A 14,668-nucleotide genomic window follows, 5' to 3' on the forward strand; every position below is an offset into this window, starting at 1 on the left:
ACATATTTTTTAATATTTTGAAATATATTCTGACAAATAGAAAAATTAAATATATAATTATTCATAACTCACAAACATAGTGAGATATTAAAATATTACTTACACCCTATAAATAATTAACTAATTTAATATGGCATTATTCTTATGTCTAGGATCACTATTATCGGTGGTTCCTGTAATAAGATATTTCACAGTAATATAAAAAATCGGAATATTATATGATATGAAAGGAAATATCAGTTTTGATGAAGGCTTTGTCAGCACAATTGTGTGGACGATGCCTAATTATAATATTATAGAACACCAGAATAAGGGACTTTATATTGTGTTAGATGGGAAAGTTAGCTGGCAAGATCCCTCCAACACTTATCAAGTATTAAACAATGAAATTATCTTCATCAGACAAGGGAGTTATACGGTAAAAACCGAAGAGGAAGTATGCAAACTTCTGTGGATACCTTTATATGACGATTTCTTAAGAAATTTTATGGGTCGATTTGGCACCATATTAAGTGAAATAAAACGGGCCGAAAATAATACCGCCAGTTTAATTGCTTTTAGTCATTCATCCTTACTGGAAGAAAGTATTAAAGGATTAAAAATACTATTAAGTCATGAGTGCCATAGTGCCTTAATTGATTTACGCATTGAAGAATTACTGTTATTGCTTACTCATGGGCAACAGGGTGCAAACCTGTTATCAGTATTGCGACAACTCAGTAATTGACAGGCTGAACGTTTGCAATCTTTTATGGAAAATAATTATTTAAAAGAATGGAAACTTAATCAGTTTGCCAAAGAATTTGGTATGGGACTAACCACATTTAAAGAGTTATTCAGTACAATTTATAATACCTCTCCCCGCGCATGGATTAGTGAAAGACGAATCATGTATGCGCACCAATTATTGATAAATACTGATCTGAGTATTGTAGATATCTCAATGGAAGCCGGTTTTTCCAGTCAGTCCTATTTTACTCAAAGTTATCGTAAAAGATTTGGCTTTACACCTAGTCGTGCCCGAGGTGAACATGACGAATAATTAAAAATTATTGGCTAGTATTACAATCTGAAAAAAAATGTTTAATTAAGATAAAGCGATATTATGCAATATTAAATAACGGACAATAAGGTAAATAACGATGGGATCTACTAACAATCGCTTGCATTCTAACCCTGTATTGTCTAATAGAAAGATTACTATATTAAATCCTAACAACCTGAATCGTAATCATTTATTAGGGAATGAGGTCATTACTCATTATAAGCATGCTGAACCCATACATGCACATCAAATTGAGCTACTAAGACGCTTACTGCCACGAACCCTATTTGAGTCGTTTTTTGCTTCAACATGGTTCAAACGTCGAGTGGAATGCAATATTCCGCTTAAACGTGAAGAGCTAAAATTTATTATTCGAACCGCATCTCAACAGCCCATTAAATGGGATAATCTATTAGGCGATACCATTAATCTAGCCGAACCACATTTTTTACGTTACTGGCTATTGGAGCCAATTTATCAATGGTGGTTAACCAGCTTAGCACCCTCTTATCCGATGCTAAAAAATGAATTGATACAGCTACAAATCCATATAAATCAGTTAAAAGCCCAGTCTGAGTTTTGGGCAATAACCGACACTAAATTAGTCAACAAATCATCAATTCAACAAGATATTGAGCAAAAAAAGCGTTTATCTTTAGATCAAGAGCGAGATTATCAGCATAAAATTCATCAAATAGAACAAACAGCAACGCAGATGTGGCCGAACTGGTTTATTGGAATTGAACAAATGAATCAACAGATCAATCTGACGACATTTATGGCAGTACCTGACAATATTCGTGATCTTTGGTTATTACTGATTCAACTCGTCAACGGGAAAGATGTTTCAGTACTGATACATGATTGGTTGTATGTTCGTCATCTATGCTTGGAGAACGACAGTTTTTACTGGCGTTCAGATTAATAACAAAGGTAAATAGAGCAGAAAATTTATGTGCCCTGATCATCGTTATCAAGGAATGTGCGGACCATTTCTTTTTTTTTCCTTTTCTTCTCGATTAATACCTATGCACAAGAGCTAGATTGGCTGCCTATACCCTATAGCTATATTGCTAAAGACGAAAATCTAACGGACATTCTGGTTAATTTCAGCGCTAATTATGATAGCGCTGTCATTGTCAGTCATAAAGTAAATGAACAAGTAAGTGGCCACTTCGCTAAAGAGACACCAAAAGCGTTCCTGCAACAACTGTCTAATCTCTACAACCTTACCTGGTATTACGATGGTAGTGTACTTTATGTTTTTAAAAACAGTGAAGTACAATCAAAGTTGATCAAATTAGAAAATACAACCATTAAGGCGCTACGGAAAGCACTGATTGACTCCGGCATATGGGATAAAAAATTTAGCTGGAAGCCTGATCCCCACCATCAATTAGTTTATGTTTCAGGCCCACCGCGCTATATTGAATTAGTCATGCAAACTGTATCAGCGCTGGAACAACAAGCGACGATGCAACAAGAACAGGGGCTACCATTAGCGATCCAAGTTTTTAGTTTAAAATATGCTTCTGCGGTTGATCGGATAATCAAATATCGTGAAGAACAAATTCAAGTACCAGGCCTGGCAACTATCTTAGCCAATATGGTTAGTGCTGCCGAAATTAGCCAAATCAATAATGATAAAATAATCTCACAAAAACCCAACGGCCATAAAGCGATGATCCAATCAGAGCCATCTATCAATGCCATTATTGTGCGCGATCTGCCTGAAAGAATGCCAATGTATCAACGGCTGATCCACTCTCTCGATAAACCAACTGCCAGAATTGAAGTTGCGCTATCAATTATTGATGTGAATGCCGACAATCTCGCAGAATTAGGTATCGATTGGGGTGTCGGGCTCAAGGCTGGACAACATCATCAAATAAATATTGCCTCCACATTAACTCAAGCCGCCTCCCCAGTACTCGGTAGCCTGCTTGATAAACAAGGGTTAAATTATTTAGTGGCTAAAGTCAGTTTATTACAAAGCCAGGGCATTGCTCAAGTTGTATCTAAACCGACTTTACTTACCCAAGAGAATACCCAAGCCATTATTGATCACAATGAAACCTACTATATAAAAGTTAATGGTGAACGAGTTGCTGAATTAAAAGGCATTACTTATGGCACACTACTACAGATGACGCCAAGAGTAATTCAAATCGGTGATAAACCTGAAATCCATCTGGTTTTACACATTGAAGATGGCAACCAAAAGCCAAATAGTTCAGGCGTTGATGGCATTCCGACTATCAATAGAACCATTATCGATACAGTTGCTCGGGTTGAACTGGGCCAGAGCCTGGTTATCGGCGGTATATTCCGTGACGAAATAATTAAAACCAGCCGAAAAGTGCCCTTACTCGGTGATATTCCGTTACTAGGCGCACTATTTCGTAGTAACGGCAATCAAACTCGACGCGCGGTTAGAATTTTTATTGTTGAACCGAAAATTATTGACAAAGGTTTAGCCAAATACTTATCGGTCGGTAATCAAAGATCACTAGCTCCGCGATTACTAAATATTGATGAAATCTCCAATCAGAACCTACCATTAAGAAAAATTTTAAACGATGCACAATGCCAGCCCCTTGAGCAGGCTAAACGCATTCAAAGCCGGTTTAAACAAGCAAATAAAGAGGCGATTATTGCCACATGCAACAAAGGTGAGCAGTCAGGCTGGCGGGTTATCGATCTCTCTTGCGGTGAAGATCAAATTGAATGCATTTATAAGGCATACCAATGAATTGGAAAATTCGCTTTTACAGTGGCTTAAATAAGGGTGTTGAGACAGAACTAAATAATGGCCGCTTTATTATTGGCTCAGATCCAGTACAAGCCGATTTAATTCTGGTTGATGCGGGTATTGAAGCCGTTCATTTGATTCTGGAAATTGAAGAAGAAGGGATTAGAGTTATCGACTGGTCTGGTGAAGAAACGCCGCAACAAAATGGCCAGGCGATAAATCAGGGTGAAATGCTGCTCCCCTGTAACCGGCAAGATGCGGGTATGCTCATTTGGAGCTATTATAGTACCGTCAAACAGCAACTGCCCGCCAATCCAGATGAGTTAACGGATAGTCATATTAGGTTGATTAATAATCAACAACAGCATAAACACAAAAAAAGAGTTACTTTTATTGTTATTGCTATTTTTTCGATATTATTGGTCAGTTTGTATCTGCTGTTTTTCTCCGGCCCGGCTGAAACGATTATATTCAGGAACAACATAAATTACAAAATTACCTGAATAAAGAGGAATACAAATACATTACCATGCGAATCGAACAAGATAAGCAACTGTTTATTTTGGGTGGTTATGTACAAAATAACCAGCAACGTTTGCTGATAAAACGTTATTTGGATAATAACAACTTAAATCATCAATTGAATATATATTCGATTGAAGAGATTAAACAAAGCGTAAAATATACTCTACATACTATGGGTTATAATCACATTGAAGTAAGCAATAGCGAAAAAGTCGGTTGGATAGATCTGTTTGGTGAAGTACGCTTTATTAATAATAAATCCTGGAGTAACTTAGCCACAATCCTTAAGCGTGATATTAGCGGCTTAAAAGGAATTAATAATCATGTCAAAATAAACGACGACCACCTAAAAAAATTAGTCGAATTACTAGAGCAATATGATTTAATAAATGTTCTTATTTATAATGAAAAGGAGAATAATATCATTGAATTGTATGGCTATTTAAATGAAAAACAGCGGCAACAATTTATTGAATTACAGCAAACATTCAATATTGAATTTAAGCAGAGGTATAAACTTAAATTAATCAAAGCCGATAATAATAATATTAAAAAAAAAGAAATCCAATTAGATATTAAAGGTATTTCACTGGGACGTGCTCCCTATATTATTCTAAGAAATAATATGAAATACTCAATAAATTCAACCTTGCCAACCGGAGAAACAATTGCCGCGATTGAAGATAATAAAATTATACTTAAGAAAAATAGTCAGGAAATTATCATTACCTTAAAGGAATAAATGATGTTAACCCAACTGGAAGAAAGAGTCAGTGATAGCGTTGAATATGTTAAAATTCAACATTATCTTTATGACCAACTAAATAACTGCCGTAAAAAGCTAAATAAACCACTATCACGTGATGAGCACCGCCAATCCGTTCAGCAGCAAACCGCTATTTGGGCAGGGATCACTATTTTAGAAAAAATTAAATGGAGTTAATATGGCCGCTATTTTTGATTCAGGCAAAAGCATTGCACTTGATGAGGTCGCCACAAAACTAAAAACACAAATGGAAACAACATCTGATGATGTCAAAACCGCCATCGATGCACTTGGCACAAGCCCGGATAACCCAGCGCTAGTTGCTGAATTACAACATAAAATTAATAAATGGTCAGCGATGTTCAATATGCATTCAACCATTACCCGATCAATGCGCGATATGATCCAGGGTATTTTACAAAAAATCTAATCATGGCTCTGCAATTAGAAAAATTATTAATTGAGCTGGCAATTACCGCCGTAGAAAAAGCGTATTTAACGGAAGCTAATGATATTTATTGCTGGCTAACGCAATTAGATAAAAAATATCTTGAATCAGCATTACTGATAAAAATCCTTATTTTGCTGCGTCAGGAGCAGTATCAAACTATTTTAGAGTTGGCGCAACAATATGAATATCTAAATTTAATGCCTTTTTTTATTTTATCTGCCCATCAGCTAGGCTTAACAAAATTAAAAAATAACTTTTTGGCTAAACTTAATATAAATAAAAACCAACATGCTGATTTAATTAATTTTGCTTTAGCATTAATAGAAAATTATCAGAGCAATTAATATGAAAATTAACCATGATTATTATCCACATGATTTCAAAACGATAGTGCAATTAACTGACGATCAGCACAATAATATTGTTGTCACTACAGATAATATTGCGCTTAACCAACAGCAAATATTACTTGATGGATTAATCAAAAATTTAAGTCAATATACGCATCAAATTGATAAGGATGAATAATGGATATTAAACAAGTTAATAACAACATAAAATTTAATTTAGATGAAATTAATCAATCGATAGAAAATGTTAATCCAATCAATAATCAATTTGCCACAACTGCAAGATCAGCGAATAATGAAATCAATTTCTTTGAACAAATAGAATCAGTACGCCAAAATATGAGCCGGGCAAAAACTGAATTCCAGCAAAATATGAATAGTGAAGAGTTATCACCGCAAAAATTAATGCAAGTACAGTGGTCGTTGATGAGAATTACCTTACAGGAAGAATTAATTGCTAAAACTGCCGGTAAAGTTACCCAAAGTATGGAAACCTTATTAAAGGCACAATAACCAGATGAAAATAGTGCTGATTACCTTACCGTTGTTATTATCCATACTGCTAACTGGCTGTAAAACTGATCTCTATACTGGCCTGTCGCAAAAAGAGGCTAATGAGATGTATGCATTACTCAGAAATGAAGGAGTTTCCATCCACAAAGAAGTCGACAAAGAAAATACCGTCAAATTGCTGATTGATGAATCAGACATCGCCCAGGCAACTGAGATATTAAAACAACATGGTTATCCAAGAGAAGTTTTCTCTTCGTTAAAAGACGTTTTTCCAAAAGATAGTTTGATTTCTTCTCCTGTTGAAGAGCAAGCGCGGCTTAACTTTGTTAAAGAACAAGCGCTGGCAAAAACAATATCACAAATAGATGGCGTCCTTAATGCTCGGGTGCATGTGGTTATGCCTAATAATAATGATAAAAATAGCTTCTCTTCCGCATCTGTCTTTATAAAATATGCGCCTAATGTCCAACTAGATAACTATACTCCACAAATAAAGCGATTAATTCACAACAGCATTGCTGGGTTAGATTTTGATAGAATTAGCGTAGCATTAATACCTGGCTCGGAAATATTACCTAGCAATACATATAGTCAAGAAAAACATTTTTTAGGTATCGATATTAATGAACATACTTATAATAAATTTATTATTCTTATATCTTTACTTATTTTTTTACTTATTAGTACTAATCTACTGCAATATTTCCTTAATAAAAGAAAATCGTAATAAAATATGCTGACACTTTTCCAATTACAATATTGCCCGGCACTTTATATTAATATTGAAAATTTACCTAATCTATGGCAAAAAACACTACAAAATTTATCTAATTGGCGCCACTCAAAAAATATAAATAAAATTATTTTTAAACATTATAAATTAAATAACAATATGATAAAAATTGAGAAAAATGAAAATATTGCCCTTTTCCCTCAATATGAATTTAATCAAATTTTAGCTTTATTAGGCATAATGTTACACATCAAATCGCTTTCTCATTGCATTAATAGTAAGCAAATAGGCTTTATTATTAATGAGATTGGTAAAGAGAAATATCGCTTTTGTTTAGCCAACGCAAATTTTATTATTGGTAATTGGCCGGAAGGCTGGCAACAAAAATTACCACTTGAAATGCATATAAATTATTTTTGCCAAACCGGGCTTAATTTCTGGTTAGAGACTATCAACCAGAATAATGTCGATTTAATCAAACGCCTAAAATTACGCTTACCGAAAAAAAAGATAGAAAAAAATATTATCATAGCCGATAAGTATAAACCTGTTGCAGAGATATTATGTCAAAAGATAACCAAAGAAGTAAATTTACAATGTTACCATTTACTCAAATAGATGATCAGATTGTCATTAACGATGAAATAAAAATTTTAAAAAAAGCCGATTATCAATCCTATCTTAATGGCCAAGAATTTATCGATATTGCCAAACAGCATGCCAGAAAAATTGAAAATGATGCAGATAGTATTTATCAAGAGCGTTATACCGCCGGTTGGCAAGAAGGTTTGGCACAATCAGCCCAACAACAAGCAGAAATTATTCATCAAACTTTAATAAATTGCCAAATTTTTTATCAACAAGTTGAAAGCCAATTAGTTAATATTACTATAGAAGCGATGAGAAAAATTATTGCTAATTATGAACCTGATGAACTTTTATATAAAAGTATCAGCCAAAATCTTGCGCTTGTTCATCAACATAAAAAAGTTATCTTACGCATTTCACCTAAGCAAGTTAATTTTTTGCAAAGTAAATTAACCGAACTACATAAAATACAACCAGAAATTGAGTATATCGACATTGTTGAAGATCCGAGATTAGAAGAGAAAGATTGTATTTTAGAAACTGAAGTCGGTATGTTAAATGCCACTATTGAGAGTCAATTAAATGCAATAAAGCAAGCCTTACTAGGAAAATAAGCATTGTTTTATTTAATACCAGTAGATAAAAAATTAAATAATAGTATTTTCCTGCCCTAATTCATTTTCCTCGCCCGGCAATGATAACTAGCTTTCAGATTTATAGTGAACCTTTTATAAGAAAATTCCTATTTTTTTGATTTTTTAAATAATTGAAATAAATCGATCACTAAATAGTGAATTAATTTTTTATTATAGATTTTAATAGATTAAATTACTATTTAGGCTTCAAATTGATCAATAAAATACTGATTAAAATATATTTCAGTATTTAGCCAGTTAATTTAATAAAATGACAATAATCAAACATTGCTGGCATAAAAGCACAATTTTATCTATATTGGAGGATTATTAAACTACATTATTCGTTTAATTTAGATAACATGCAAGTAATAATAGGAGAACGCATGATCACCTTTGATAAAAAAGTTTTATGGATGACATTTTTTATTAGTCCTCTTGCGATAGCTAATGATAGCCTATTTACCGTAATGGATGACCCTGCAACGGCAAAAAAAGATATTGAAATGTCAATCTCAGGTGGTTATCAAGTACAAACAGGAAACTCAAAGAGTTCAAACTTAACAGCAAAATCAGCACTAACACTCTATTCTTCAAACTTAGCTTATAGCTTTTGGGGAAATGCTACCAACAACTCATCCAATGATAAAAGATCATCGGAAACCTATCAGTTAGGCGCCAGGACTCGATACAATTTAACTAAATATGATTATCTATTCGGCCAAGCTAGCTGGTTAACTGATAGATATAATGGCTTTGATTCTAAAGACGTATTTGCCGTGGGCTATGGCCGACAAATATTTGATGGCCCCATTCATTCACTAAAAGTTGAAGCTGGCCCAAGTGTCAGATATGAACATTTTACCAGTGGTGGCCATGAAATAACAGGATTAGGCTACATTGGTGCAAACTATGAATGGAAAATTACTGATAATACGTCATTTAAACAAGGTATATCATTTTTTACCCGACTCAGCAATGACTCTTCCGCTATCTCAGAAACTACCTTACAAGTTGCCATGAGTGAACGCCTGTCACTCAATTTGATCTACAACGTTAACTGGAATGATAATCCTCCGCTCTCGGCACCAAAACAGATCAGCACCAAAACATCCATCCAATTAGGTTATGCTTTCTGATAAATCGATTATTAATATTAATTACTAAAATCAATAGACCTATCTAATTAGGTCTATTGAAAATATTATTAAAACTCTTGCCGGGTTGGACGAAACAGAATTTCATTAATATCAACATGTTCTGGTTGTTTTATAGCAAAAATTACCGCTCGAGCATAGGAATCTGCCGGAATGGCATAATCGTTATAAAAAGATCGCATTCTGGCAGCGATATCTGGATCAGTAATACTATCAAGCAACTCACTAGTGATTGCCCCTGGCGAAATCACTGTTGTTCTAATATGATAAGGTATCATTTCTTGTCGTAAACCTTCCGAGATCACTCGTACTGCCGTTTTGGTCGCTGAATAAACTGCACTGCCTGGCTTTACCTTATGTCCTGCGACTGACGTGACGATGTATTAATAATAATATGGCCACTCATCTGTTTTTTCATATAGGGAAGCGCTGCTGCTATCCCATAAAGCACGCCCTTTAAGTTAATGTCGATCATTTCATTCCATTCATCAATATGACAATCTTCTAACAGTGATTGCGGCATAATACCGGCATTATTAACTATCACATCAATTCGGTTATACAATGCAATTGCTCTGTCAACTAATGCCTGTAGTTGCTCAGGTTTTGTAACATCGGTGGCGACAACGGCTTCTTTATCAAGATTTAATTCTCCGGCTAATAATTGCAATCTATCAATACGACGCGCGCCTAAAACCAGCTTGGCACCATCTTTAACTAAATGGCGAGCTAGTTCTTCACCTAATCCACTACTTGCACCGACAACGACAATAACTTTATTTGCAATTCCTAGTGCCATAATCATTATCCTTTTGGTTATGTACTATTCATCAGCATATTTGTCTAAGCAATTGACCTTTTTTAATTTGACCTGCTGAAAAAATCTTACTGCAAGCCATCTAACCTTTCGATATCTTCAGGTCGCTTATCCAACTGAGATAAATAGCGCAGATAAAAATAATCAATGTCCTTAATGAGTTAAGCTGTTTACTGTTCAATAACCATATTTCCCTCTACTCACAGCGAAGAAAATTTTGTCATCAAAGCTAATCTTACTAGCTAGATAAAAGATAGCCGCTAATGAACAATAGATAATTTTAGCTATAGTCAAAAATAGGCCAAGGATCTTTGATAAAGAGAATAAAAACACTAATCCATTATTGCAACCATTTGAGCTATTTTTAGCCTAAAAGAGTATTCTATCGAACGCATAAAATAAGATTAATATTTTATTTTTCACAAAAATAAAAACCTTATTATCTATTTATTCTTATTATTTTTAATTATATAAAAACAATTAATTAAAAAAATTGATATTGTTTTCACAGCAATAACAGATAAATTTTTAATATTAAGATAAGTTATTTTGTTAAACACAATAATAATCTTATAAATAACTTAATTGAATCTATAATGCTATTAATTATGATCAATAAAATAACAAATATTGTATTTTAATAATATTGTAAATAATTATTTTATTTTCCTCCCGCTAAAGGTGTTAATAAATACTTTACCCATTGTGCAACTATTTTTTATTTTGTGATCCTTATCACTACCCCTACTGTATAAGCGATGATACTGTGACTAAATAAAATATCTTTCGTTTTGTTCGTGCATGATTTTTTATCAAACACCGTATTACCTGGCTTAAACTTCGTAAATAAAAAAATCATCACAATATTATTACTTTCGATATTATATAAATCGAAAGTAATATAAACCCATTATTCTATAAAAATGAACTTTAATCATGATCACAGTTTCGTTTACTTTCTTTTGTTGTAATTACTAATGCGTTGTTTGTGCAATTAACTTTAGTTTCTATTGTTTACCACCACGATTTAATAACGTAACAGGAGTTAAAATGAGTACTGATACAATAAAACGCCGAGAAACTATTATCGACATGCTATACCATGATGGTAGTGTAAAAGTTACCACTCTTAGCCGGCGTTTTAATGTCTCTCTGGTGACCATTCGTAATGATTTACGTTATTTAGAAAAAAAAGGCTGTGCATTACGCTCGTATGGTGGCGCAATGGCAAATAACAAATTTGCTTTCGACAGACCTTTTCAAATAAAAGGTCGAATAGATAGAGAACTAAAAATATTGATCGCTGCCAAAGCGGCAGAGTTTGTCCAAGATGGCGATTCGATAATTATCGACTCAGGCTCAACAACAACTGAAATTGTGCCTTTTTTACGTAATCATCATGCATTGGTGGTGATGACCAACGCACTTAATATCGCTTATGAATTAGCCAATCTTGAGCAAATTGATGTGATAGTTCTAGGTGGAAATACGCGTAAAAATTCCTACTCCCTTTATGGTTCAATCGCAGAACAACAGCTTGCTCAATATCGTTTCAATACCTTGTTTCTTGGCGTTGATGGTTTTGATCTTGAAGCTGGCATCACAACCCCTCATCCAGGCGAAGCTCACCTTAATCGTATTATGTGTGATGTAGCACATCAAATTATTGCTGTCACAGATGGCAGTAAATTTGGCCGTAAGAGCTTTTGTTTAATTTGTGAAACCACACAAATTCATCATCTGATTACTGATAGCCGGATCCCAAAACAGTACCGTGAAACACTAGCTGAACTTGGGGTTAATGTCATTATTGTCGACGAATAACGCCTTGTTGATTTAATCCTAAATATAAATATACATCAGCTAGCAGGGAAATATTATGCAGTCGCTACTACAACTTATTCATCGCCATAAATCTGGCGAAGCGGTCGGGATCTATTCTGTTTGTTCTGCTCACTCCTGGGTATTAGAAAGCGCTTTACAGCTAGCAAAAGAGAGAAAAACCGCACTTTTAATTGAAGCTACTTCTAATCAAGTAAATCAATTTGGCGGCTATACTGGCATGCAACCAATTGATTTTAGAAATAAAGTATTCAACATCGCGCATAAACTGGATTTTCCGACCCAACAAATTTGGCTAGGTGGTGATCATTTAGGGCCCAATGTATGGCAAGAACACAGTGCAGAACAGGCTATGATATTTTCAGAAACGCTGATCTACGACTATGTCAAAGCTGGATTTCGAAAAATTCATCTTGATTGTTCAATGCCTTGTGCTGACGATGCAACACCTTTAACGGACGAAATTGTAGCTCAACGTGCAGCCCGTTTGTGCGCTGTGGCTGAGCGCAGTTGGCAAGAAAATGGCGGTGAAGCACCCGTTTATGTTATTGGTACGGAAGTGCCTACACCGGGTGGTGCTAAATCAGCACTGACCGGTATACAAATCACATCAGCTAAAGCTGCCGACACAACCCTTAATATCCATCAAAAAGCTTGGCGCAATACAGGACTCACCGACGTTTGGCCTAGAGTTATCGCTCTGGTTGTGCAACCGGGCGTTGAGTTTGACCATTACCAAGTTGAACACTATCAGCCAGAAAAAGCGAAAGCACTTAGTCAATATATTGAGAGCCATCCCCACATCGTTTACGAAGCCCATTCAACCGATTATCAAACTGCACAAGCTTACCAAAATTTGGTACGTGATCATTTCGTTATTTTAAAAGTCGGGCCGGCATTAACATTTGCCCTGCGTGAAGCACTGTTTGCACTAGATAAATTAGATCGTGAATGGAATGGAGAACATGTTGCAGCGCATCTTAGCGAAACTCTTGAGCAAGTGATGTATGAACAGCCAAACCACTGGCGGCCTTATTACCAAGGTAGTGCACATCAGCAATATATTGATCGCCAATACAGTTTGAGCGATCGTATTCGCTATTATTGGACCAATCCTAAAGTCGCGGCGGCAGTTGAAAAGTTATTAACCAACTTACGCCAGCATCCCGTTCCCCTCACTATGTTAAGCCAATATCTACCAGAGCAAATGGAAGCAATTAATGCAGGTCGCTTATCAGCCACTGAGCCGAAAGAGTGGGTAAAGGATAAAATTCGTTCGGTATTAATGCATTATGCCATCGCTTGTGAGACAAAAATAGAAGGAGCCGTTATATTATGATCCCCTTTTTCTCATATGATCCCCTATGGCTTAAAAGCCATAACGCGCAATATACCGTACAAGAAATCGAGCAACAACCTCAGTTATGGCGTAACTTATATCAAACGCTAACAGATAATTCAGCTGCCTGGCAAAACTTCCTTAACCCAATACTAAAACAAGCTAATTTACAAATTATTCTGTGTGGCGCAGGCTCTTCAGCATTTGTTGGCAAATCAATCGCACCTTGGTTACGCGAACACAGACATTTAAATGTTTATGCTATTGCTTCAACGGATATTGTGCCAACACCAAAGCAATATTTGGACAAAAGTAAACCCACTTTATTTATTTCTTATGCCCGCTCGGGTAATAGTCCAGAGAGCCTTGCGGCAATAAAGCTTGCAGATCAATTGTTAACAGAGTGCCATCATTTAATCTTAACCTGTAATCCCCAAAGCAAACTCACAGATTATGCAACAAACCGAGCAAATGTCTATTTACTCACTATGCCCGAAGGATCAAACGATCGCAGTTTTGCCATGACATCCAGTTTTAGTTGCATGGCATTAGCGACCATATTGTTATTAGGCAATTCAAATTTAAGCCATGCGCAACAGAATTTAGCCACCTTAATCACTTTATGTGAAAACCAGGCCAGCAACTGGCAAACAATTATTCAACCTATTATTCAGCAAGGTTTCAATCGCATGATAGTTTTAGGTTCCCACTGTTTTACCGGTATAAGCGAAGAAGGTGCGCTTAAAATGTTAGAGTTAACGGCGGGACAAGTTGCCACCCGTTATGACTCAACGATGGGAGTTCGCCATGGCCCGAAATTTTTTATTGATGAAGAAACGTTAGTTATCATTTTGCTTTCTCAAGAAGCGTATTGTCGACGTTATGATCTGGATCTACTTAATGAATTAAAGCATGATGGACGGGCTAAAAAAATCCTGGCCTTAAGTAGTCTACCTGATAGTAATGCCATTGAACTTAACACGACGCTAGCTGATATTTGGCTTATTTTTCCCTACCTATTATTTCTGCAATTAATCGCGGTCGAAACTTCACTATCCCTAGGGCTAGCGCCTGATAATCCCTGTCCAACAGGTGAAGTAAATCGGGTAGTAAAAGGTGTCCATATTTATCCCTACATACAACCAGAACAATAAT

The 14,668-nt window shown here is 35.3% G+C and carries 16 protein-coding genes and 2 pseudogenes; 17 read left to right on the forward strand and 1 reads right to left on the reverse strand.

What is annotated here, in order from left to right; translation table 11 throughout:
• Positions 1–223: 223 nt before the first annotated feature.
• From AACL31_RS14045 to AACL31_RS14110, 14 genes and pseudogenes are all read left to right on the forward strand, one after another.
• Positions 224–1,042, forward strand: a pseudogene (locus AACL31_RS14045) (helix-turn-helix transcriptional regulator).
• Positions 1,043–1,142: 100 nt separating this feature from the next.
• Positions 1,143–1,970, forward strand: a complete 828-nt coding sequence (locus AACL31_RS14050) for a T3SS regulon anti-activator ExsD domain-containing protein (RefSeq protein WP_339053294.1) — start codon at positions 1,143–1,145, stop codon at positions 1,968–1,970.
• Between the two features lie 57 nt (positions 1,971–2,027).
• Complete coding sequence (gene sctC, locus AACL31_RS14055; protein WP_339053295.1) at positions 2,028–3,797, forward strand: type III secretion system outer membrane ring subunit SctC; 1,770 nt, start codon at positions 2,028–2,030, stop codon at positions 3,795–3,797.
• On the forward strand, positions 3,794–4,300 hold the full coding sequence (locus AACL31_RS14060; protein WP_339053296.1) for an FHA domain-containing protein: 507 nt from the start codon (positions 3,794–3,796) through the stop codon (positions 4,298–4,300). The genes sctC and AACL31_RS14060 overlap by 4 nt, the downstream gene beginning before the upstream one ends.
• A 26-nt stretch (positions 4,301–4,326) precedes the next feature.
• Positions 4,327–5,064 carry a type III secretion system inner membrane ring subunit SctD gene (sctD, locus tag AACL31_RS14065; RefSeq protein WP_310513060.1) on the forward strand — a complete coding sequence of 246 codons (738 nt, stop codon included), beginning with the start codon at positions 4,327–4,329 and terminating at the stop codon, positions 5,062–5,064.
• Between the two features lie 3 nt (positions 5,065–5,067).
• The gene (locus AACL31_RS14070; RefSeq protein WP_339053284.1) at positions 5,068–5,265 is read left to right on the forward strand and encodes an EscE/YscE/SsaE family type III secretion system needle protein co-chaperone; all 198 of its coding nucleotides are present in this window, start codon (positions 5,068–5,070) and stop codon (positions 5,263–5,265) included.
• A 1-nt stretch (position 5,266) separates the two neighbouring features.
• Complete coding sequence (sctF, locus tag AACL31_RS14075) at positions 5,267–5,518, forward strand: type III secretion system needle filament subunit SctF (protein WP_310510582.1); 252 nt, start codon at positions 5,267–5,269, stop codon at positions 5,516–5,518.
• Positions 5,519–5,520: 2 nt separating this feature from the next.
• The gene (locus AACL31_RS14080) at positions 5,521–5,883 is read left to right on the forward strand and encodes a YscG family type III secretion protein (protein ID WP_310513059.1); all 363 of its coding nucleotides are present in this window, start codon (positions 5,521–5,523) and stop codon (positions 5,881–5,883) included.
• A 1-nt stretch (position 5,884) separates the two neighbouring features.
• Positions 5,885–6,067, forward strand: coding sequence for a hypothetical protein (locus AACL31_RS14085; protein ID WP_310513058.1), 183 nt, complete (start codon positions 5,885–5,887; stop codon positions 6,065–6,067).
• Entirely contained in the window at positions 6,067–6,402 is a 336-nt protein-coding gene (gene sctI, locus AACL31_RS14090) for a type III secretion system inner rod subunit SctI (RefSeq protein WP_310513057.1), read from the forward strand. Before AACL31_RS14085 ends, sctI begins: the two co-directional genes overlap by 1 nt.
• 4 nt (positions 6,403–6,406) lie before the next feature.
• Positions 6,407–7,129 (forward strand): type III secretion system inner membrane ring lipoprotein SctJ, encoded by a 723-nt coding sequence (gene sctJ / locus AACL31_RS14095; protein WP_052044865.1) that lies wholly within the window; start codon positions 6,407–6,409, stop codon positions 7,127–7,129.
• Positions 7,130–7,135: 6 nt separating this feature from the next.
• The gene (locus AACL31_RS14100) at positions 7,136–7,753 is read left to right on the forward strand and encodes a SctK family type III secretion system sorting platform protein (protein WP_310513056.1); all 618 of its coding nucleotides are present in this window, start codon (positions 7,136–7,138) and stop codon (positions 7,751–7,753) included.
• On the forward strand, positions 7,699–8,337 hold the full coding sequence (locus AACL31_RS14105) for an HrpE/YscL family type III secretion apparatus protein (RefSeq protein ID WP_310513569.1): 639 nt from the start codon (positions 7,699–7,701) through the stop codon (positions 8,335–8,337). The genes AACL31_RS14100 and AACL31_RS14105 overlap by 55 nt, the downstream gene beginning before the upstream one ends.
• 407 nt (positions 8,338–8,744) lie before the next feature.
• Positions 8,745–9,497, forward strand: coding sequence for a DUF481 domain-containing protein (locus tag AACL31_RS14110; protein ID WP_339053297.1), 753 nt, complete (start codon positions 8,745–8,747; stop codon positions 9,495–9,497).
• 68 nt (positions 9,498–9,565) lie between these two features.
• On the opposite strand, the pseudogene AACL31_RS14115 reads toward AACL31_RS14110, so the two are convergent.
• A pseudogene (locus tag AACL31_RS14115) lies at positions 9,566–10,314 on the reverse strand (SDR family oxidoreductase).
• Positions 10,315–11,382: 1,068 nt separating this feature from the next.
• Here AACL31_RS14115 and agaR point away from each other — a divergent pair.
• The 3 genes from agaR to AACL31_RS14130 are packed head-to-tail and all read left to right on the forward strand — an operon-like array spanning position 11,383 to position 14,667.
• The gene (agaR, locus tag AACL31_RS14120; protein WP_310512324.1) at positions 11,383–12,156 is read left to right on the forward strand and encodes a transcriptional repressor AgaR; all 774 of its coding nucleotides are present in this window, start codon (positions 11,383–11,385) and stop codon (positions 12,154–12,156) included.
• Positions 12,157–12,211: 55 nt separating this feature from the next.
• Positions 12,212–13,513, forward strand: a complete 1,302-nt coding sequence (locus AACL31_RS14125) for a D-tagatose-bisphosphate aldolase, class II, non-catalytic subunit (RefSeq protein WP_339053298.1) — start codon at positions 12,212–12,214, stop codon at positions 13,511–13,513.
• Positions 13,510–14,667 carry an SIS domain-containing protein gene (locus tag AACL31_RS14130; protein WP_310512322.1) on the forward strand — a complete coding sequence of 386 codons (1,158 nt, stop codon included), beginning with the start codon at positions 13,510–13,512 and terminating at the stop codon, positions 14,665–14,667. Before AACL31_RS14125 ends, AACL31_RS14130 begins: the two co-directional genes overlap by 4 nt.
• Position 14,668 lies beyond the last annotated feature (1 nt).

This window comes from Arsenophonus endosymbiont of Crataerina pallida (genome assembly GCF_964020125.1).
Taxonomy (GTDB): Bacteria; Pseudomonadota; Gammaproteobacteria; order Enterobacterales; family Enterobacteriaceae; genus Arsenophonus; species Arsenophonus nilaparvatae.

What these genes read in the sequence shown, in the direction of transcription:
- sctI (WP_310513057.1), top strand. Translation starts at nt 6,067, where the DNA reads ATGGATATTAAACAAGTTAATAACAACATAAAATTTAATTTAGATGAA.
- AACL31_RS14085 (WP_310513058.1), top strand. Translation starts at nt 5,885, where the DNA reads ATGAAAATTAACCATGATTATTATCCACATGATTTCAAAACGATAGTG.
- AACL31_RS14100 (WP_310513056.1), top strand. Translation starts at nt 7,136, where the DNA reads ATGCTGACACTTTTCCAATTACAATATTGCCCGGCACTTTATATTAAT.
- AACL31_RS14080 (WP_310513059.1), top strand. Translation starts at nt 5,521, where the DNA reads ATGGCTCTGCAATTAGAAAAATTATTAATTGAGCTGGCAATTACCGCC.
- AACL31_RS14050 (WP_339053294.1), top strand. Translation starts at nt 1,143, where the DNA reads ATGGGATCTACTAACAATCGCTTGCATTCTAACCCTGTATTGTCTAAT.
- AACL31_RS14130 (WP_310512322.1), top strand. Translation starts at nt 13,510, where the DNA reads ATGATCCCCTTTTTCTCATATGATCCCCTATGGCTTAAAAGCCATAAC.
- sctF (WP_310510582.1), top strand. Translation starts at nt 5,267, where the DNA reads ATGGCCGCTATTTTTGATTCAGGCAAAAGCATTGCACTTGATGAGGTC.
- AACL31_RS14070 (WP_339053284.1), top strand. Translation starts at nt 5,068, where the DNA reads ATGTTAACCCAACTGGAAGAAAGAGTCAGTGATAGCGTTGAATATGTT.
- sctJ (WP_052044865.1), top strand. Translation starts at nt 6,407, where the DNA reads ATGAAAATAGTGCTGATTACCTTACCGTTGTTATTATCCATACTGCTA.
- sctD (WP_310513060.1), top strand. Translation starts at nt 4,327, where the DNA reads ATGCGAATCGAACAAGATAAGCAACTGTTTATTTTGGGTGGTTATGTA.
- AACL31_RS14105 (WP_310513569.1), top strand. Translation starts at nt 7,699, where the DNA reads ATGTCAAAAGATAACCAAAGAAGTAAATTTACAATGTTACCATTTACT.
- agaR (WP_310512324.1), top strand. Translation starts at nt 11,383, where the DNA reads ATGAGTACTGATACAATAAAACGCCGAGAAACTATTATCGACATGCTA.
- AACL31_RS14125 (WP_339053298.1), top strand. Translation starts at nt 12,212, where the DNA reads ATGCAGTCGCTACTACAACTTATTCATCGCCATAAATCTGGCGAAGCG.
- AACL31_RS14060 (WP_339053296.1), top strand. Translation starts at nt 3,794, where the DNA reads ATGAATTGGAAAATTCGCTTTTACAGTGGCTTAAATAAGGGTGTTGAG.
- AACL31_RS14110 (WP_339053297.1), top strand. Translation starts at nt 8,745, where the DNA reads ATGATCACCTTTGATAAAAAAGTTTTATGGATGACATTTTTTATTAGT.